We start from the raw sequence: 16239 nt of genomic DNA, 5'->3' as shown, positions 1-16239 counted from the left end.
ATATGTCAAGAAAACGCTCCGGGAGGAACCCCGCGAACCATGTCCAAAGCGCCCGATTCGGACAAAGCGGAAAATGGCGGACCTTCGACCGTCGAGCAATATCTGGTGAAAGATCCCGAACGCTTCGCGTTGAACATGGCGCGCATGATCGAGCAGGCCGGCAAGGCGGCCTCCGCCTGGGCCGAGCCGCGCGAAAAGGGTGAAGTGCGCGACCACGTCGCCGAACCCGTGGTCGACATGGTCAAGACCTTCTCCAAGCTCTCGGAGTACTGGCTGGCCGACCCGCAGCGCGCGCTTGAAGCGCAGACGCGTCTGTTCGCCGGCTACATGACGGTCTGGGCGAACGCCATTCAGAAGGTCAGCCCGAGCCCGAACGCCGAAGCCCCCGAGGACGCGGTCAAGCCCGAGCGCGGCGACAAGCGCTTCCAGGATCCGGAATGGGGCCGCAATGCCTTCTTCGACTTCCTGAAACAGGCCTATCTCGTCACCTCGCGCTGGGCCTCCGATCTCGTCGATCATGCCGAGGGCCTGGACGAGCACACCCGCCACAAGGCGAGCTTCTACGTCAAGCAGGTTTCCAACGCTATCGCGCCGTCGAATTTCATTCTGACCAATCCCGAGCTGTTCCGCGAGACCGTCGCCTCCAACGGCGAGAATTTGGTGCGCGGCATGAAGATGCTGGCCGAGGACATCGCCGCCGGCAGGGGCGACCTGAAGCTGCGCCAGGCGGACTACGCGCCGTTCGAGATCGGCAAGAACATCGCCACGACACCCGGCAAGGTCATCGGCCGCAGCGATGTCGCCGAGATCATCCAATACGATCCGACGACGGAGACGGTGCTGAAGCGCCCCCTGCTCATTTGCCCGCCCTGGATCAATAAATACTATATCCTCGACCTCAACCCGCAGAAATCCTTCATCCGCTGGGCGATCGAGCAGGGCCACACCGTCTTCGTCATCTCCTGGATCAACCCGGACGAGCGCCACGGCGCCAAAGGCTGGGAGGCCTATATCCGCGAGGGCCTGCAATATGGCCTCGACATGGTCGAGAAGGCGACCGGCGAGAAGGAGGTCAACGCTATCGGCTATTGCGTCGGCGGCACGCTATTGGCCGCGGCGCTCGCGCTGCTGGCACAGGAAGGCGACCACCGCATCAGGTCGGCGACCTTCTTCACCACCCAGGTCGACTTCACCTATGCCGGCGATCTCAAGGTCTTCGTCGACGAGGACCAGGTTGCCGCGGTCGAGCGCTCGATGAGCGAAAAGGGCTATCTCGACGGCACCAGGATGGCGACCGCCTTCAACATGCTGCGCTCGGGCGACCTGATCTGGCCTTATGTCATCAACAACTATATGCGCGGCAAGGACCCCCTGCCCTTCGACCTGCTCTACTGGAACGCCGATTCGACCCGCATGGCGGCGGCCAACCATTCCTTCTATCTGCGCAATTGCTATCTCGAGAACAATCTCTCCCGCGGCACGATGGAGCTTGCCGGCCGCACCGTCTCGCTGGCCGACATAACGATCCCTGTCTACAACCTCGCCACGAAGGAAGACCACATCGCGCCGGCGCTTTCGGTGTTCCTCGGCTCGCGCTATTTCGGTGGCGACGTCGAATATGTCATGGCGGGCTCCGGCCATATCGCCGGCGTCGTCAATCCGCCGGTGGCGCACAAGTACCAGTACTGGACCGGCGGCAAGCCGGTGGGGGATTTCAGCACCTGGTTCGCCGGCGCGCACGAGCATGCCGGCTCATGGTGGACGCACTGGCAGCACTGGATCGAATGCCAGGACAACATCCATGTGCCCGCCCGCAAACCGGGCAAGCGTATGAAAACCTTGGGGGACGCGCCGGGCACCTATGTCAAGGTGCGTGTGTAACCGGCTGTAATGTCTGGTGAGTTGACGGGCCGCCCAAACAGGGCGAAATGGTGATGTTAATCGTTTTCGTAGCCTCAGCTCGCCTGCAGACAAACAATAAATCCGAGGCTTTGCAGATCGATACAGATCCCGTTTCCGGTTCGGGAACAGGAGGTCGCCGCCAGAGGCACTGGAGTGCTGCGGCGACGATGTACGGACCGGATGCCGAGGGGGAATTTTATTTTGAAATCAGCAGGTTGGCGCCTCGCACGAAGGGAAAGCCGCAGCATCGTGGCAGCGCTTTTATCCGTGCTTCTGGCCTCCTGCACCTCGACCGGCGACCCGACGATGTCGGTCGTCACGCCCGCCTACAATTCAACCGCCACAGAGATGAGCGCGGCTTCCAGCGCCCAGTCCGCGGCGTCGGCCGATTCGACCTCGCAGGCGGCGTCGACCTCCCCGGCATCCCCGGAGGCGGCATCGACCGTGATGGGCGAAGACGACAAACCGTTGCCTGAAAAAGTTGCCTATGTGCCGGAAACCCGGCCCGGAGCAGCCTTCCCCGCGGTAGCGGTTCCTGCTGACGCCGGCTCGATCGCCGGCAACACGCCGCAACCGCTGGTACATCCGCCGCAGACGGCAGAGGAGACGAAAGCGGCCGCCGACAAAGTCGCTGCCGGCGATGCCGCCGCGGTCGCATCGCAAGCGCAGGCGACCGTGCAGGCGATGAGCAAAGGCGTCTACGTGACAGCGGGCGAGTCCCAGCAGCAGCCGATCGCCGCGCCGAAGAAGGGGCTGTTTGCTTCTCTGTTCAGCACCACGCCGGCCTCGGCCGCGCCTGCCCCGCTGATCAACACGCGCTCCAGCGACCAGCCCGCCGCCCAGGCCAAGACCACGTCGCCGGCGACAAAGCCGATCGTCACCCTCGCCTCCGCGACCCCGGGCGACAAGCCGGTGCAACTGGCTTCCCTCGGTGACGACAGCAGCAACCACATCACCGGCGCCGATGCCTTGCCCGGCGTGCGCCAGACGGCGCTGTTCGAGATCAAGCGCAAGTCCGGCATCGACGACGAGAGCGACGTCGATCTCAATGAGGACGAAGGCGGCGGCTCCTACCAGGTGGCGTCGGCCGCCGGCATGGCGAGGCTCGCGCCCAACGGCCTCTTGAGACAGAACGAAAGCGTCGACGTTGCCTGCCTGAAGCCTTCGCTGGTGCGCGTGCTGAAGACGATCGAGGGTCATTTCGGCCGCAAGATGATCGTCACCTCCGGCTATCGCGACCCTGCCCGCAACCGTCGCGCCAACGGCGCCAAGAACTCGCTGCACATGTACTGCGCCGCCGCTGACATCCAGGTGCCCGGCGTCTCCAAGTGGGAGCTGGCGAGCTATGTGCGCTCGATGCCCGGCCGCGGCGGCGTCGGAACCTACTGCCACACCGAATCCGTCCATGTCGACGTCGGCCCCGAGCGCGACTGGAACTGGCGCTGCCGCCGGCGCGGCGGCGGTGGCGATAACTGAGCGGCTTGCCTGCCTTCAATCGAACTGTTTTCCGGTTGCCAAACATGCGTTTTGCAGGCTCGCGAAAAAAGTTGTCGCATGTGGCGGCAGATGGGTTGCCGGTTGCGAACAACGCAATTATAAGCCGCTTCGTCTGAGCGCGCCCATCGTCTAGCGGTTAGGACACCGCCCTTTCACGGCGGTAACAGGGGTTCGATTCCCCTTGGGCGTACCAGCAAATGTCAGGGAGTTAGCACCCTCTCCCGGCAAATCATCCAATAAGCGTCAAATAGCGACTGCGTATTACGGCCGACGGGTGACCGCGAAATGGCCCGCTCTGAGAATCCGTGGCGGCTCCTGTCATCCGTTCGCGCTTTTCATAACGTGAACGCCTTCCAGCGCTCCATCGAGCCAGACATTATGGCTCAAGGAGTGCGAAACCATATAGCGCCCACAACTGCTCACATTCTCTCGCCCTGAGGCTCGGTGTTCCTGCTTTTCCGTAAAACACCATCGCTCCGCGAACTCCGTATCCAAGCACGGATGCATTCGCAACGAACTGGATAGCTTGCCCCAGACGCATGGTGCCGATCTTGGCATCAGTCTTGTTGGCGAGGTCGACGACTCCAAGGATCTCAGCGTCAGTGTTCCTGGCTTCGAGAACAGCATCCGAAGTCGCACTGGTGACGCTAAAAGGCATCGTATTAGCCTCTGCTAATAATAACAGCGAACTAACGCGTCTTGTTCCCGAGGATCGACAGGCCCGGCCACCGAGGTCGCCGGGAATTGCCTCGTATTTTAGCGACATCTGAAACAAAGGGATTTCGCGAGCGTTTAAAGCTCCACAAAGGAGCTTCGACGATGGACCCGGCTACGGCAGCGGTGATGGTTTTGCTTTTGTGCAGCCCAGGCGAGGCTTCGATCTGCAAACCGCTTAATACGCCGCCTCGGGTTTTCGCCTCCCTCAACGAATGCCGTGTCACATTGGAAGCTGAACTCGCTGGCGCTCCTAGCGGAAGAATGGTCGGCCGATGCCAGGTGGTCGATCCGACCATCACGGGCTCTTTGCCAGCCGGCTATACGACAGTTACGGTTACGCGCGGCGACAGCAATGTCAGGTATATTGTTCCGCACAAGGAATAGCCGGGCCACCTGAGCAGCCGAACCTCGTCCGAAGAGTATCGATCAGCAGCCCGTCTCTTTCCGCCGCCAAACATTCTCCACCCGATCCAAGACGAAGCCAGTGGAGTGGTCGATATCAATCCGGTAGGGATCGCCGTGCAGGGTTTCCATCGGGTGGGCTAGGAATCGCGCAGCAAGATCGACTTGGGCCAGCTTCGCCTTGACCTCTGCGGCTCCGTCGGTGATGGCATCAGCACGCTGCGGATTTGTCCTTCCTGCCCAACAGGCGGCTTGAGCCGGCTCTACGCTGAATTTCGTCAGATACCGTCCCAAGTGTTGGAAGAAAGATACTTGGTGGTCGGCATAACTGCCCAGCCAAGATCCATTTGCATTTCGCGTGGCGGGCCGTTCAGCATCCGCCTCGCTTTTTGGGCATCATGCGCATATTTCAGGGCCACTCCCATGCGGTTGAACGTTTTTAAGATCGGCATGGCTCATCATCCTTCCATGTGCCGAAGCCGTCCCGCGAACGATCTTCGGCTGCTTTCGATCGGTACTAGATGGTCGATGATTGTTTCCGACGCGTCGCACGCAAGCTCACCGGCTGTAACCAAACAGTTGCCCCTGAAACGCTCTCACACAACCAAGCTGGTCAGAAGGTTTTGAGGTGATCGGAGTTGTCCCAGGCATCCCACGCACAGGGAGCGTGTGCCGTTGCCTCCTCGAAACAAAGCCGAAATTGCACACCATCAGATCGAAACATGATCGCTGCAAAAACGGCGTCGACCGGCACTGCCGGAAATGAGAGCAAAGGGAAACTCAAATGACCAACATCGCTCGTAATGCGATTCTGGCTACTGTCGCGGTTTTCAGCTTGGTCGGTGCGGCTTATGCTCAGCAGCAGACCATCACTTCTTGCAGCAATCACAATGGCTACTGGAACCAGTGCCTGGGTGCCGCAAACAACGGCCACCAGAGCGGCGGCCGCGGACACGATCGCCACTGATTGACGATCGGGTTCCAACAAATGCCTCGCTGGCAAGTTGCCGGCGGGGCTTTGTGCGTCCTGGCAATTTTTTTGACACAGCACGTCGCGCATTGCCCAAGCGTCAGCGGAGCGGGTTCTGAGTTGCACGCCGGACGCATGCAGCCGACGGCTCCGGTGATTGAACAGCACAGATATGCGGTCTTATCGGCGCGGATCCGCTAGGAAGCAGCGTCAAACACCACCGCCGCCTTGCCGGTTCTCACCCGCCATACCGCTCAATAATCTTCCTTGGCTATCGTCAGCCCCCCGCCCGGCGCCTGGAATGAATTGCGTACGCGCCGGATCGACCCGGAAGAACGGCTCCGAAGGCCTTTCCAATAGGTCCGGCGGAATTGAATCCTCCCCTTGGCGGGAGTTTGATGACATTGTCCGGTCAGAGTCTTGATATGAGTCCCGCAGATGCCCAAGATGCCTCACGCCGGCCAACGCGTAAGTTTGCCACCAATAGCCGCAGCTCAAAAACCGATGTTTGTTGACCGGTCCGGCGAAACTTGCCGGATCCGCACCTTGCGGCCGAATGAAGTGAATGAGCGCTTCACAAGGTGGCTTGCCGATCCAGCTGTCAGCGCCGGGTTGAACATGGCTGGCACGGCAATGGGGCTCGAATCGTTCCGCACGTATGTCAATAGTTTCGACAATGTACGGCGTAACCTGCTGGCCATCCGCCTGCTCGACGAAGACCCGATCGGCTTGATCATGATCGAGATTGATCCACGTCACCGCATTGGGTCTCTGCACATCATCGTCGGGGACAAAGCACAGCGGAAGCTCCAGATTTCAATCGAGGCCACTCGTCTCGCAATCTGGCATCTGTTCGTCGAACGCAGATTGGAAAAGCTGATGTTTGAGCCGCTGGCTCGAAATCAAGCAGCAGTGACAGCTTGCCGGCTTGGAATGCTGCGCCAAGAGGGGACGTTGCTGTCCCACCGACTCGACATAAAAACGGGTGAACGCCTGGATCAGCTTGTCTTTGCGTTGACTGTGGACGAGTTCAAGAAGCGCGTGCGAGTTGTTCCGTCCCTTCCGGTTTTTGAGGGACCCGGCTTGTCGCGCCACTTCGTGCGCGAGACAGCCAAGTCATTCGGCCGCAACTTTTCCTAGTGAATGTCGCGCCCAAAGTGCGCAGCGCTTTTGGGGGACCGACAGGCGTCAAAATCAAAGACTTGAAAGCGGGACGCGCTTTTACTCGCTAGAAGCGGTAGGAAATGCCGAAATTCAAGGTGCCAAACGACGGTTTGAATGTCACCTGATCGGCGCCATTGCCGCCCACGTGAACATTGTTGAACACGTAGTGGACGTATTCTGTCTTGAGCGCCCAATGCGGAGCGAAAGCGTATTCGACACCTGCACCGAATGCCCCGCCGACTTTGGTCGTGTTGACTGCGTCCGCCCCGCCCAAGATTCCGGTTGTCGATGAGGAAGTCTCAAAACGGGAAACGGCAACGCCGGCTGTGCCGTACAGCAAGAACTGATCCGACGCCAAGAAGCCCGCACGCGCGCGAGCAGACGCTACCCAATCCAAATCGTAATTGTATGAGTGGGTCTTTCCGCCGAAGATCGGGTCCACCACGACATGAGACGAATTCTGGTTGTGAAAGCCCAGGAAATCGAAACTTGCGACGCCGCCGTAGACGAATTGGCCTGCCTGCCAGTCGTGGCCGACGTAGACGCCACCTATGAAGGCCGTGTCGCTGAAATCCGAACTGCTGACGGCCGAAGGCCCATCGAACCCGGGATGCGAAAACCCGGCTCCGATCTCCGCGCCAGCGTAATATCCCGCCCAGCTACCGTCTTGAGCGTTCGCTGGCGCTGCCAGGGCAGCCAAGGCGACCGACGCATAGAAAATCTTGATCATGAAATCATCCCCACCCGTAAGCTCACCCATAGCCGACGTGACAGCGAAATGCTGTAGCGGCGCTACCACACTAGGTTTTGGGGTGCGCTGCCCGATTCATGTTCGATAGGGACAGGCTAGGAAGACGGCGCGTTTCAGGCATGGCGTATGGGAAGTGTGCCGCTGGCGCTGAGACGCCACGATCGACAGCACGACGCCCGAAGTCATCGAGGCGTCACGACTGGTCCGCAGATGACATCCAAGACGCAGTGATACAAAACCGAACCTCTGCCTGACGCCTCGGAACAAATCTCCGTGACCCATAGCTGAAAGCAATCGTGCACTATATTATAACATGGTCGAGGCGATGCGATGTCGAACGTCTACGATCTTGGAAGCGATCTGGTGCGTCGTATCTATGAAAAACGCATAGATGCACCGGCGATTCTTGATGCCTCCACGCATTTTCCCAACGCGACAAAGTTCGCGGCCGTCTGGCAGAGTATTCGCGATGAAGCGCTGTCCCTGCAACTGAACCGGGTGCCGCGTTTTCACGACATCATGCCGGAACAGGCCGAGATTTCGGCCAATGACGGCCTCGATTGGCGCATGTTCGTGCTCAAGGCCTACGACATGACGATCCCGGAAAACCTTGGGAAGATGCCTACCCTCAGCCGGTTGCTGTCCGAGTGCCCCGAGGTCAAATCGGCGGCTGTTTCATTCCTGGCGCCGCGCAAGCACATCCCGCCCCACCGCGGCCCCTTTCGCGGCATCATGAGATTTCATCTCGGCCTTGTCATTCCGAAACTGGCGGACGGCCGCCCGGCAACGATCATGATGATCAACCATGAGGAAAAGCGGATCGCCGACGGCGAATGCCTGCTGTGGGACGACACTTTCGAGCACGAGGTCATGAACAGCGCCGATCAGGCGCGTATCGCCTTGTTGCTTGATGTGTGGCGCCCGGATATGCCGCTGGACATGGAGATCCTGTCCAGGTTGATCGTTCGAGGCGTGCAGGTGGGAATGCACTACAGAGGGGTATCTTTCGCCGGTTAAAGCGTCACGCTCTCGCTTCGCGAAACCCTCTTGCGCTGCCGCCGCGCTTCAGCGGCAACATCATGTCCCTTGCGAGCAAACCGCTGACGCGGCAGAAGCCCATGAAGGCCCGGCACGCTTCCTCGGCGCTTGCCACATCGACTGTCGCGCCGAAGCAGGCGTTAAACGCGGCGTCATAAACCTTGCCCTGCCGGCGCTTCGGCCAGTTCTGCAGGAAATCGAGCGCCTGCTCGACGCTGTAGATTTCCTCGACCGGCAGGCCGGGCGCGGGCGTGATGCGCACCGGCACCTCGAATTGCAGTCTGTCCATTCCCTGTCTCCCGAACTGGCGAAGTCGGAGCAACGCCGTTCGTTCTGAAAAGTTCTTTGACCGGTTTTTGACGCAGGAATGTGACCTCAGTGCGGTGCGGGCCCGGCGACTGCCGCGGCAGATCGGCGCTCTGGCCACATCGTTCGACCGGGCGATGCAACCGGCATCGCCCTGTCGAGGTTGCGTCTACTGGTTCGCCGGGTCCGTCTCCGCCTCGTAGGCCATGCGCGAGACCACCATCAGCAGATTGGCGGACGGCACGGCGAAGATGACGCCGAGCACGATCACCGCCGTTCCTTCCACGCGAAGCGTTGCGGCTACAGCCCAATAGACGGTGCCTATGCAGATGACTGCCTGGACGGCGAGAAACGCGGCTGCCGAAGCAGCGCGCGTGAGTGTCTTGAATGTCTTGATACGTTGCATCGAGAAATGTCCAATGGACACGCGCCACGCAACCTGCCGACAGCCGATAGCCGTCGCCAGGTCGCGGCGCGAAAGGAATAGTTGAGGTGAGAAAGGTCTGCGACCGCCTGGCTCAGGCAGTTGGTGGCGCGCGAGGCTGATTGGTATGCGAGAGCGGCGCGGCCACAAAGGCAGGCGTGATGCCGCCCTCCGCCGGCAAAGCCCCGCCAGCGACAAGGAAATCGGATGCCGGAGCGAGAATGCCGGGATTGCCGCTGACGAGCTTTACTGGCAGTGGCCGGCCGGCGCGGGCTTCGAGGGCCTGCGCCTTGCCGGCGATCCTCAGCAAGGCAAGCGTTTCGCCCTGCCGCGTCGCGCTGATGCCGGCGCCGCCCGAGGCAAACGCTGTCGAGGCGGAGACCTCAGCCTGGGCGAAGCTCACCAGCGCAAGCGCAAGCAGCGCCATCAGGGCCGAGCACGCGGTCCTGCTTGGCAGCACCGTCGATCTTGCGCGTTCCGGTGCCGTCAACGGGCGTAAATCTCCTGCATGCGGTCCCGGCCTACCTCATGGGATGGTGAAAGGAAAGCTTGCGACGCCCAGACGCGCGCGCCCAGCGAATATTCCCGCGGCAAACCGGTTGCAGGCACTTCGTCCTTGAACCTTGCGGCTTCCGGTGCCAAATCTGGAGAAAATTTCCGCACCGGCTCGCGTCAGGAGCCAACCCGCGAACGGACAAGAATGGTTACCTATCTCGACGCCGCAACGGCCCCCTTGAGAAACACCGGCCAGATCCGCCTCTATGGCGAGGAAGGGTTTGCGGGCATGCGCAAGGCCTGCGATCTCACCGCGCGCTGTCTTGACGAGCTTGTGTCGATGGTGAAGCCCGGCGTCACCACCGAGACCATCGACCGTTTCGTCTTCGAGTTCGGCATGGATCACGGTGCATTGCCGGCCACGCTCAACTATCGCGGCTACACCAAATCGTCCTGCACTTCGATCAATCACGTGGTCTGCCACGGCATTCCTGACAACAAGCCCCTCAAGGACGGCGACATCGTCAACATCGACGTCACCTACATCCTCGACGGCTGGCACGGCGATTCCTCGCGCATGTATCCGGTCGGCACGATCAAGCGCGCCGCCGAGCGCCTGCTCGAGGTGACTTACGAATGCCTGATGCGCGGCATCGCCGCAATCAGGCCGGGCGCTCGCACCGGCGCCATCGGCGCCGCTATCCAAACCTATGCCGAGGCCGAGCGCTGCTCGGTGGTGCGCGACTTCTGTGGCCACGGCGTCGGCCAGCTTTTCCATGACGCGCCGAACATCCTGCATTACGGCACCGCCGGCGAAGGCGTCGAGATGCGGCCCGGCATGATCTTCACCGTCGAGCCGATGATCAATCTCGGCCGCCCGCATGTGAAGGTGCTCTCTGACGGCTGGACGGCGGTGACGCGCGACCGTTCGCTGTCGGCACAGTACGAGCATACGATCGGCGTCACCGATAGCGGCTGCGAGATCTTCACGCTGTCGCCAAAGAAGCTCGACCGCCCCGGCTTGCCGGATTAGTCTGCCGCAGGCACGGCATCGGCACGGTCTGATGTCCATAACAATTGGCGAGGCGCGCCTAGGCTGGAAGCCCGGCAGTATCACCAAGCCCGGCTCCGGCCAGAAGCGCGGACCTGAGGCACCTGGCTGCTGGCAGCAAGGGTTTGTCGAGCCGTCGGGCAAGATAGACCCAGCTCTTCGTTGTCCCATTTTCACCAAGCGCAGCGGCTGAAAGCTGCACGAGCCGCTCTTCGACAAGATCCTGCTCGATCAACCAAAGTGGAAGCCGCCCCCAACCGATGCCTGCTCTGATCAACGCCAGTTTCGCCTCTTGGCTACCCACCCGCCACTTGCGCTGGGAGAGCACGCCATAGTCGCGGCCATGGGAGCGAGGAGAAGGGTCCATCAGGACGATCTGGATGTGATCGGCCAGCTCTGGCGTACTCACCCGGCCTTTCTTCGCTATCAAGGCCAGAGCGTGCCCAGCACCGACGACCGCCGCCATCGACAGCGGCGCGAGGGAATCGAATTCCAGGCGCGGATCGCGCAGGTCTTCGCCCACCGTTATCGCGAGGTCGACCGTGCCTTGCAGGAGGCAATCGATCGGTTCCCCAAGGGTACCTATCTGCAACCGGACGCCAACCGTCGGATAGGTGGCGTGGAGGGCTTCAAGAGCCCTGCCGACGGCCGGCAATGGAACAAGCGTGTCCACCATGAGCGCAAGCTCGATTTCAATGCCGCTGCCCATACCCTGCGCCTTCGCGCGCAGCAGATCGGCGCGTAGAACCAGCGAGCGACAGTCGTCCAGCAGGGCCCGTCCGTCCGAGGTCAAGGTCGGCCGACGAGTCGACCGGTCGAACAGGACCGTCTTGAGTTCGGTCTCCAGATTGGCAATCGCGTGGCTTACCGCCGACTGGGCGCGACCGAGCCGCATGGAGGCCAGGCGAAAGCTACCCGCGTCCGCCACGGTTAGGAACATCCGCATCTGATCGAGAGTGAGCGCGTCGAGCATGATCGATCAATTAGATCAGAAAGCGCCAACTTTTAGCAATCCCATCGATCGTCCCGATGTGTCATCAGTTTCCTGGCCTGAGACAGGAGAGCGAAGTGACTGAACGGCTCAAGCTCGCAGCGCTGATCGGCAGCACGCGGGAACGACGCTATGGCGACAAGGTCGGACACTGGTTTGCCCAGGAGGCGCAGAGACTGGGCGATTTCGAGCTTTCCCTCATCGATGTTGCAGACATTGATCTGCCCAGCCGGCACTTGGCGGAGCCGACACCGGCGATGAAGGCATTCACCGGTAAGCTCGCCAAGGCAGACGCCTTCGTTGTCATCACCCCCGAATACAATCACAGCATGCCCGGCCATCTTAAGCACGCTATCGACCAAGCTACTGACGAGTGGCACGCCAAGCCGGTCGGCTTCGTTTCATACGGTGGCGTCTCCGGCGGGTTGAGGGCGGTCGAACATCTTCGGCAGGTATTTGCCGAACTCCACGCCGTCACCGTCCGGGACGCAGTAAGCTTTCACGGGGTGTGGGAGCATTTTGCCGATGGTGCGGGCCCGCTCGATCCGAAGCGCAGCTCCGGCGCTGTCGCAACCATGCTCCACCAACTCAAGTGGTGGGCTCTTGCGCTGAAGGAGGCGCGTTCGCGCGGCCCCTATACCGTAGGCTAACACATGGATTCGCAACGCATCATTGCAGGCGCCCTCATGACCATAGCCATGACGCTGGTTGGATCCGGCGTGGTGGCCTCGAAAATCATTGCCGGCGGCATGCACCCTTTCCTCGCCGTTCCCCTGCGTTTCCTGATTTCGACGCCGATCCTCTGGGGACTCGTCTTCCTGACAAGCACGCCGCGGCCGCGGCTCTTGGCAAAGGAATATGTGATTGTGATGATTCAGGCGGCCGCGGGCAGCGCCGGCTATAGCATTCTAATGATCCTCGCCTTGACCTTGACGACGAGTGCCAATGCCAGCGTCATCCACGGCCTTTTGCCTGTATTGGCTGCCCTCGTTGCAACGCTGGCCTTGAAGGAGAGGCTTGGCGCCAAGCTATGGATCGCCGTCGGCGCTGTCACGGCAGGCGCACTTCTTGTCAATGTCGCCTCTGCCAAGGGCTTTGGCCTCGATCTGAAGCTGCTAGCGGGTAACCTGCTGGTGGTCCTCGCTGTTTCCGGCGAAGCACTGTTTGCGATCCTGAACAAGAGAATCAGCAAGCCGCTGGCGCCGCTCTATCTCGCGGCGCTGATGAGCAGCATTTCACTTCTGCTGACCTTGCCGCTCGCCGCCGCCCTTGCCGCGTCTAGCACCGTTGCAGCAGCACCTGCCGCCCTATTGGCGACAGTCTATATCAGCATTTTTCCCACCGTGATCGGCTTCTGGCTCTGGTATTCAGGAGCCGCGCGCGCCAGCGGCGGAGAGGCTGGCGTGTTCATGGCAGTGCTGCCGGTCGCGGCACTCGCGCTCTCGTTTCTTCTTCTCGGCGAGACCATCACGACGATCCACATTCTCGGAACCGCCCTTGTCGTCCTCGGCATCGCTGTTTCGGTCAGCGGGGCAAGAACAGTGAAGAAGCAGGCTGCGGAGGGTGCTCATGTTTAACGCTCGCCAATAGGCGATGCAGCCCTCATCCTCACGGCGTCTTGATATGTCCCAGCAACGCTCCCGGCTACTTTCTTGAAATGATCGAGAACCGTTTCGCGTTTCAGAATCATGCTTTAGTCTCCGGCAAAGGTCTTCTTTCGATCAGCGATGTGGGCGGGCGATGGGAAAAGTCGAGGACGAGCGGGCGTTTTTCTCTGAAGCCTGGGTAGAGCCGCCGAAGAAAGAGGTGGCGCCTGTTGAGAAGCCGCATTACCACGGCCATCGTGATCGTCTGCGCGAACGCTTCTTGGCCGGCGGTCCGGACGCCCTGCCCGACTACGAACTGCTTGAGCTGCTTCTCTTCCGGCTGATCCCGCGCGTCGACACCAAGCCCATCGCCAAGGCGCTGATCGCGCGCTTTGGTTCGCTTGCCGAAGTGCTCGGCGCGCCGGCGTCCCTGCTCGAGGAAGTGAAGGGCATCGGGCCGACGGTGGCGACCGATCTCAAGGTCATCGCCGCCACGGCGCAGCGCATGGCGCGCGGCGAAGTGCGCGGCCGCGAGGTTCTGTCGAACTGGACGCAGCTTCTCGATTATTGCCGCTCGGCCATGGCCTTCGAGGCCCGCGAGCAGTTCCGCATTCTCTTCCTCGACAAGAAGAACGGGCTGATCGCCGACGAGGTGCAGCAGACCGGCACGGTCGACCATACGCCTGTCTATCCGCGCGAGGTGGTCAAGCGCGCGCTCGAACTTTCCGCCAGCGCGATCATTCTGGTGCATAACCACCCGTCCGGCGACCCGACGCCCTCGCGCGCCGACATCGACATGACCAAGCAGATCATCGAGACGGCCAAGCCGCTCGGCATCGCCGTGCACGACCACATCATCATCGGCCGCAAGGGCAATGCCTCGATGAAGGGCCTGCTGCTGATCTGACAGTCCCGAATATCAGCTGGATACCGATCAGGAAATCATCGGACGGCGGGCACCTCGCGGGCAATGGCTCGATCGAGACGCGTTGACGTTAGTTCATCAAAAGCACCAGAGCGGGATGCAGCTTCTTCAGGTTCGGCAATGATTTCGATTGCCAGGGTATGTCGGGCGTTCCGCGCACGACAAGTCGAACATCGGGATGCTTGCGCGCCTCGATGGTGAATTTCGCCAGCAGGTTGATGCCGGAAGAGTTGAGAAAGTGAAGCTCCTTCAAATTGAGTGTGATGGAAGCGGGATTTGAGGCAAGAACACTGCTCGCCAAAGCCGTGATCGGCGCACCCGCCTCGGAACTGGCAAGCCGCATTGCACCGTCGAAAAACATATCGCTTCCCTCAGTCCCTCAGGGTCTCGCAGCTAAGAATGGCTGTCGCCCACATTGGTCGGAGGCCTCCGTGCGCGGGAGTAGAACCAGCGGACATAGCCGGATAGAAATAGGTTGTCTGCTGGCGAACCCGACCATATGCGACGAATGGAAGGCGCGGCTTAGCGCGCCTTTAAGGGGTGTTTTTTGCTGGCCGTAGTCGTTGCGTCGGCCGCCAGAGCCGCCAGCGTAGGTGGGCATCCGCGACGTCATCCAGAACGTGAAGCGCGAGATTGACGAGTTCCGGTGTAGGCAAGCCCCCGTCCCATCAGGCCTGCATGGATTCACGGCCTTTGCTCTCACGTTTGCGTGATCCCCAACCTCAGCCTGCGTCATTCGCAAGCGAGTGTTGCGGTCGGGGTACAGCCAATCCCGAACGTTCTGCTAAAACAACCACTGCTTGTAACAACCTGGGCGGGTCCGACTTTGAAAAAGCTAATAGGCTCTATAGCTCTCTACTGTGCATTTAGTTCGTCAGCGTTCGCGGCGGATGCCCTCTCGGTTGGAGGCCCTGCTTCATACAACTGGAGTGGCGGCTACATCGGCGCCGTCGCCGGTGTAAACTTTTTGCAGGGGGATGTGACGATACCTGCGTACGATCCCACTGGTTATGACGGAGATAGTACATCCGCGTCGATCGGCGGGCAGATCGGCTATCAGTACCAGTTCGACAACAACGTCGTCCTCGGAGCCGAAGCGCGACTGGTGGCAGTGTTCAACAAGAAGACTGTGCCGACCCACGACGACGAAACCTTTGAAACCGGTGCCAACTGGCAAGGCAACATCGTGGCGAAAGCCGGCTACGGTATGGGCAATTTTCTCCCTTACCTCAAGGGCGGCGTAGCTTTCCTGCACCTTCACGACACTGGCTACGAATCGGGTTTCGGGATTGCCAAATTTGACCGTACCTACACCGGCTGGACGGTTGGATTCGGAGCCGACTACGCTTTGAACGAGAAATGGGTGGTGGGCGTCGACTACGCCTATTCGCATTTCGCAAAGCACGACTTCTCGGAAGACAGCGCGGCCGTGGGACCGACGATCGTGAAACCCAGCACGCACACTGTGTCGCTGAGCCTCAACTACCGTTTTTAGATCGTCGATGGCGTGAGGCGATTTGGGAAGCCCGTTGGCTATGGCCGGCGGGTTTTTCTTTTTAGTCATCCAACTGCAAACATGGAAGACAAGGCCAACAACCCCGCAATGTGGATGGCATTCTACGAGCGAAGCCGAAACTAGCTTCGAGAGAACACGCGACAGTTCAGACAAGCAGGTTAGTTCATCAAAAGCACCAGAGCGGGATGCAGCTTCTTCAGGTTCGGCAATGATTTCGATTGCCAGGGTATGTCGGGCGTTCCGCGCACGACAAGTCGAACATCGGGATGCTTGCGCACCTCGATGGTAAATTTCGCCAGCAGGTTGATGCCGGAAGAGTTGAGAAAGTGAAGGTCCTTCAAATTGAGTGTGATGGAAGCGGGATTTGAGGCAAGAACACTGGTCGCCAAAGCCGTGATCGGCGCACCCGCCTCGGAACTGGCAAGCCGCATTGCACCGTCGAAAAAGATATCGCTTCCCTCAGTCCACACGCGGTAGTCGTCTGTCTTGATTTCCATATCTGGC

The 16239-nt window shown here is 60.5% G+C and carries 18 protein-coding genes and 1 tRNA gene; 10 read left to right on the top strand and 9 right to left on the bottom strand.

Annotation, left to right across the window (positions count from 1 at the left end):
• The first annotated feature begins 39 nt into the window (after positions 1–39).
• The 3 genes from phaC to A9K71_RS20760 all read left to right on the top strand — a co-directional run bounded on the left by phaC (position 40) and on the right by A9K71_RS20760 (position 3592).
• Entirely contained in the window at positions 40–1881 is a 1842-nt protein-coding gene (gene phaC, locus A9K71_RS20770; RefSeq protein ID WP_067000128.1) for a class I poly(R)-hydroxyalkanoic acid synthase, read from the top strand.
• Positions 1882–2151: 270 nt separating this feature from the next.
• Entirely contained in the window at positions 2152–3378 is a 1227-nt protein-coding gene (locus A9K71_RS20765) for a YcbK family protein (RefSeq protein WP_245299695.1), read from the top strand.
• A gap of 139 nt (positions 3379–3517) precedes the next feature.
• A tRNA-Glu gene (locus A9K71_RS20760) sits at positions 3518–3592 on the top strand.
• A 1204-nt stretch (positions 3593–4796) separates the two neighbouring features.
• Here the strand turns inward: A9K71_RS20760 and A9K71_RS31705 are convergent.
• Positions 4797–4970, bottom strand: a complete 174-nt coding sequence (locus tag A9K71_RS31705) for a hypothetical protein (RefSeq protein WP_156752733.1) — start codon at positions 4968–4970, stop codon at positions 4797–4799.
• Between the two features lie 161 nt (positions 4971–5131).
• Complete coding sequence (locus tag A9K71_RS31700) at positions 5132–5578, bottom strand: hypothetical protein (RefSeq protein WP_156752732.1); 447 nt, start codon at positions 5576–5578, stop codon at positions 5132–5134.
• 348 nt (positions 5579–5926) lie between these two features.
• On the opposite strand from A9K71_RS31700, the gene A9K71_RS20745 reads away from it, so the two are divergent.
• Positions 5927–6628: a GNAT family N-acetyltransferase gene (locus tag A9K71_RS20745; RefSeq protein WP_082980620.1), complete on the top strand. Its 702-nt coding sequence runs from the start codon at positions 5927–5929 to the stop codon at positions 6626–6628.
• Positions 6629–6716: 88 nt separating this feature from the next.
• Here A9K71_RS20745 and A9K71_RS20740 read toward each other — a convergent pair whose 3' ends face one another.
• Positions 6717–7382 (bottom strand): outer membrane beta-barrel protein, encoded by a 666-nt coding sequence (locus A9K71_RS20740; RefSeq protein ID WP_197504262.1) that lies wholly within the window; start codon positions 7380–7382, stop codon positions 6717–6719.
• 351 nt (positions 7383–7733) lie between these two features.
• Here A9K71_RS20740 and A9K71_RS20735 point away from each other — a divergent pair, with 351 nt between their 5' ends.
• Positions 7734–8420 (top strand): aspartyl/asparaginyl beta-hydroxylase domain-containing protein, encoded by a 687-nt coding sequence (locus tag A9K71_RS20735; RefSeq protein ID WP_067000109.1) that lies wholly within the window; start codon positions 7734–7736, stop codon positions 8418–8420.
• A gap of 4 nt (positions 8421–8424) precedes the next feature.
• Here the strand turns inward: A9K71_RS20735 and A9K71_RS20730 are convergent, their stop codons facing one another.
• The 3 genes from A9K71_RS20730 to A9K71_RS20720 all read right to left on the bottom strand — a co-directional run bounded on the left by A9K71_RS20730 (position 8425) and on the right by A9K71_RS20720 (position 9661).
• Positions 8425–8730, bottom strand: a complete 306-nt coding sequence (locus tag A9K71_RS20730) for a DUF982 domain-containing protein (protein ID WP_067000105.1) — start codon at positions 8728–8730, stop codon at positions 8425–8427.
• 186 nt (positions 8731–8916) lie between these two features.
• Entirely contained in the window at positions 8917–9153 is a 237-nt protein-coding gene (locus tag A9K71_RS20725; RefSeq protein WP_067000102.1) for a hypothetical protein, read from the bottom strand.
• A gap of 112 nt (positions 9154–9265) precedes the next feature.
• Entirely contained in the window at positions 9266–9661 is a 396-nt protein-coding gene (locus A9K71_RS20720) for a hypothetical protein (RefSeq protein WP_245299692.1), read from the bottom strand.
• Between the two features lie 210 nt (positions 9662–9871).
• On the opposite strand from A9K71_RS20720, the gene map reads away from it, so the two are divergent.
• Positions 9872–10699 carry a type I methionyl aminopeptidase gene (map, locus tag A9K71_RS20715; protein WP_067000098.1) on the top strand — a complete coding sequence of 276 codons (828 nt, stop codon included), beginning with the start codon at positions 9872–9874 and terminating at the stop codon, positions 10697–10699.
• Positions 10700–10757: 58 nt separating this feature from the next.
• Here map and A9K71_RS20710 read toward each other — a convergent pair whose 3' ends face one another.
• On the bottom strand, positions 10758–11690 hold the full coding sequence (locus A9K71_RS20710) for a LysR family transcriptional regulator (protein WP_067000095.1): 933 nt from the start codon (positions 11688–11690) through the stop codon (positions 10758–10760).
• A gap of 95 nt (positions 11691–11785) precedes the next feature.
• Here A9K71_RS20710 and A9K71_RS20705 point away from each other — a divergent pair, with 95 nt between their 5' ends.
• The 3 genes from A9K71_RS20705 (at position 11786) to radC (ending at position 14201) form a co-directional block, all read left to right on the top strand.
• The gene (locus tag A9K71_RS20705) at positions 11786–12358 is read left to right on the top strand and encodes an NAD(P)H-dependent oxidoreductase (protein ID WP_067000900.1); all 573 of its coding nucleotides are present in this window, start codon (positions 11786–11788) and stop codon (positions 12356–12358) included.
• Positions 12359–12361: 3 nt separating this feature from the next.
• Positions 12362–13285, top strand: a complete 924-nt coding sequence (locus tag A9K71_RS20700) for a DMT family transporter (RefSeq protein WP_067000092.1) — start codon at positions 12362–12364, stop codon at positions 13283–13285.
• Between the two features lie 163 nt (positions 13286–13448).
• A complete protein-coding gene (gene radC / locus A9K71_RS20695; RefSeq protein ID WP_067000090.1) occupies positions 13449–14201 on the top strand; it encodes a DNA repair protein RadC in 753 nt (250 codons plus the stop codon).
• Positions 14202–14289: 88 nt separating this feature from the next.
• On the opposite strand, the gene A9K71_RS20690 is transcribed toward radC, so the two are convergent.
• Positions 14290–14580, bottom strand: coding sequence for a hypothetical protein (locus A9K71_RS20690; RefSeq protein WP_067000086.1), 291 nt, complete (start codon positions 14578–14580; stop codon positions 14290–14292).
• Between the two features lie 465 nt (positions 14581–15045).
• On the opposite strand from A9K71_RS20690, the gene A9K71_RS30690 reads away from it, so the two are divergent.
• Entirely contained in the window at positions 15046–15714 is a 669-nt protein-coding gene (locus A9K71_RS30690; protein ID WP_197504260.1) for an outer membrane protein, read from the top strand.
• 179 nt (positions 15715–15893) lie between these two features.
• Here A9K71_RS30690 and A9K71_RS20680 read toward each other — a convergent pair whose 3' ends face one another.
• Positions 15894–16232 (bottom strand): hypothetical protein, encoded by a 339-nt coding sequence (locus A9K71_RS20680; RefSeq protein ID WP_067000080.1) that lies wholly within the window; start codon positions 16230–16232, stop codon positions 15894–15896.
• Between the last annotated feature and the right edge of the window lie 7 nt (positions 16233–16239).

It is taken from the genome of Mesorhizobium sp. WSM3873 (genome assembly GCF_001672445.1).
Lineage (GTDB): Bacteria > Pseudomonadota > Alphaproteobacteria > Rhizobiales > Rhizobiaceae > Mesorhizobium.
This window is presented reverse-complemented; position numbering and strand designations above follow the sequence as displayed.

What these genes read in the sequence shown, in the direction of transcription:
- phaC (WP_067000128.1), top strand. Translation starts at nt 40, where the DNA reads ATGTCCAAAGCGCCCGATTCGGACAAAGCGGAAAATGGCGGACCTTCG.
- A9K71_RS31705 (WP_156752733.1), bottom strand. Translation starts at nt 4,970, where the DNA reads ATGCCGATCTTAAAAACGTTCAACCGCATGGGAGTGGCCCTGAAATAT.
- A9K71_RS31700 (WP_156752732.1), bottom strand. Translation starts at nt 5,578, where the DNA reads ATGCGCGACGTGCTGTGTCAAAAAAATTGCCAGGACGCACAAAGCCCC.
- A9K71_RS20745 (WP_082980620.1), top strand. Translation starts at nt 5,927, where the DNA reads ATGCCCAAGATGCCTCACGCCGGCCAACGCGTAAGTTTGCCACCAATA.
- A9K71_RS20740 (WP_197504262.1), bottom strand. Translation starts at nt 7,382, where the DNA reads ATGATCAAGATTTTCTATGCGTCGGTCGCCTTGGCTGCCCTGGCAGCG.
- A9K71_RS20735 (WP_067000109.1), top strand. Translation starts at nt 7,734, where the DNA reads ATGTCGAACGTCTACGATCTTGGAAGCGATCTGGTGCGTCGTATCTAT.
- A9K71_RS20730 (WP_067000105.1), bottom strand. Translation starts at nt 8,730, where the DNA reads ATGGACAGACTGCAATTCGAGGTGCCGGTGCGCATCACGCCCGCGCCC.
- A9K71_RS20725 (WP_067000102.1), bottom strand. Translation starts at nt 9,153, where the DNA reads ATGCAACGTATCAAGACATTCAAGACACTCACGCGCGCTGCTTCGGCA.
- map (WP_067000098.1), top strand. Translation starts at nt 9,872, where the DNA reads ATGGTTACCTATCTCGACGCCGCAACGGCCCCCTTGAGAAACACCGGC.
- A9K71_RS20710 (WP_067000095.1), bottom strand. Translation starts at nt 11,690, where the DNA reads ATGCTCGACGCGCTCACTCTCGATCAGATGCGGATGTTCCTAACCGTG.
- A9K71_RS20700 (WP_067000092.1), top strand. Translation starts at nt 12,362, where the DNA reads ATGGATTCGCAACGCATCATTGCAGGCGCCCTCATGACCATAGCCATG.
- radC (WP_067000090.1), top strand. Translation starts at nt 13,449, where the DNA reads ATGGGAAAAGTCGAGGACGAGCGGGCGTTTTTCTCTGAAGCCTGGGTA.
- A9K71_RS20690 (WP_067000086.1), bottom strand. Translation starts at nt 14,580, where the DNA reads ATGTTTTTCGACGGTGCAATGCGGCTTGCCAGTTCCGAGGCGGGTGCG.
- A9K71_RS20680 (WP_067000080.1), bottom strand. Translation starts at nt 16,232, where the DNA reads ATGGAAATCAAGACAGACGACTACCGCGTGTGGACTGAGGGAAGCGAT.